The following is a 1,743-nucleotide window of genomic DNA, read 5'->3' as shown; positions in this document are numbered from 1 at the left end:
CAAGGACAATTATTTGTTTAAAACATAGCGTCAGCAAGGTCTGGCGTTTTTTATATTCTTATAAATTCACCACTTTTGATATTTATTAATAGATTTATAAAGCATTTTTAAGGCTATTCTATAGCCTTTAAAGAAAGGATAAATTTATGAAAAAATCAAAGTTTTTATTGCTTGGATCACTATCATCACTAGCTGCAATTCCTTTTGTGGCGGCTAAGTGTGGTGATACTAAGGATGAAGAAAAGAAACAAGATGATACAATGAAAAAAGATGGTGACAAAGATAAATCAGACAAAAAACCTGGTGATGATACAAAAAAAGATGTTGACAAGGATAAGTCAGACAAAGGTGAGTCTGATAAAAAGGATGGTAACAAAGATAAATCAGAAAAAGATAGAGATGACAATAAAGATCAAAGCAATAATTCAAGCAACTTAAAATATGAACTTAGAGGTTTATGAAACGAAGTCTCTGAATTAGCACGTGCAAGATCAAATAATGAATATGAAGCACTATTCTATGAAAAAAGAGAAGCTCTTAATAAAGAAGTTGAAAAAGTGTTATCGACAAAAGATATAACTAAAGAATCGTTTGATGCAGTTATTAAAAAAATAAATGAATTCAAGAATGAAATTAAAAAAGTTGATGGTGGCAAAACATTTTATGAATTATCAAAACTTCAAGAACAAAGAGATTATTTTGCCTCACTTATGCCAATTTTAAAATCACATAATGAAGAAATAGCTAAATTCAATGGCGCAATAGAAGATAAAGATAAGAAATTTGTTGAATCTTTAAAAAGTAAATTTATGAAGCTAAACACTGAACTAACTGAAGTAATAGGCCAATATGATTTAGCAATAAAGTTTTACCATGACTTTAAGAAGGACAAGAACTTTGATACATATTTCAGCAAAAACTTATTTGAAAACTTTGATGCGCTAATGCATTACTTTGAAAAGTTTTTAAACAAAGAAAACATAATTAGCATAGTTGATGAATCTGAAATCGAAGAATTATTAAAATAACATATGTTATTTGTTATAAGTACTAAGAAAAACACATTATATGGGTATGACTTCATATCCATTTTTTTAACTATAAACTGACCACTTTTGATATTTATTAATAGATTTATAAAGCATTTTTAAGGCTATTTTATAGTCTTTAAAGAAAGGATAAATTTATGAAAAAATCAAAGTTTTTGTTGCTTGGGTCGGTTGCTTCAATGACAGCAATTCCTTTTGTAGCAGCTAAATGTGGTGATACTAAGGAAGATGAAAAGAAGCCAGCTGAAACTACTCCAGGCAATCCTACTGAAACACCAGGTGGAAGTCAAAATAACCCAGGAGGTAATCAAAATCCAGGAACTGAAGGTGGCAGTAATCAACAAGGAAGCGAAATAAATGTTAAAGCCTTAACAGATAAAATACATTCAATATGAGGCTTAGCTCCAAAGTTTGAAGACCGTTTACAAAACTCATTCAAGGAAGGTGATACATATCAATCAGTACTAGACAAAATTAAATCAAAACTAAGTGATAAAGAAAAAGAACTTGTCAAGTTAGCTTCAGAAGGCGATAAGGACAAAACACTTGGTTTACAAGCAAAACAAAAAATAAAAATTAAAGTCGGAACTGAAGAAATAGAACTTGAATTTGGAAATATAAATAGAAAAACTACCGAAAAGCAAAAACTTGAAGATATATTAAAAACAGTATCATCAGGAAGTAAAACATTGAA

General features: G+C 29.2%; 2 protein-coding genes. Both read left to right on the top strand.

Features of this window, described 5'->3' with window-relative positions; genetic code table 4:
- The first annotated feature begins 146 nt into the window (after positions 1–146).
- Positions 147–1,028, top strand: a complete 882-nt coding sequence (locus MAGB_RS02015) for a variable surface lipoprotein (RefSeq protein WP_004024144.1) — start codon at positions 147–149, stop codon at positions 1,026–1,028.
- Positions 1,029–1,186: 158 nt separating this feature from the next.
- On the top strand, positions 1,187–1,743 hold a 557-nt coding region (locus MAGB_RS02010), incomplete at its 3' end, for a variable surface lipoprotein (protein ID WP_050899988.1).

The sequence above is a fragment of the Mycoplasmopsis agalactiae 14628 genome (assembly GCF_000266865.1).
GTDB classification, from domain to species: domain Bacteria; phylum Bacillota_I; class Bacilli_A; order Mycoplasmatales; family Metamycoplasmataceae; genus Mycoplasmopsis; species Mycoplasmopsis agalactiae_A.
Note: the sequence above shows the minus strand (reverse complement) of the source record. Positions and strands in the feature narration are given on the sequence as shown.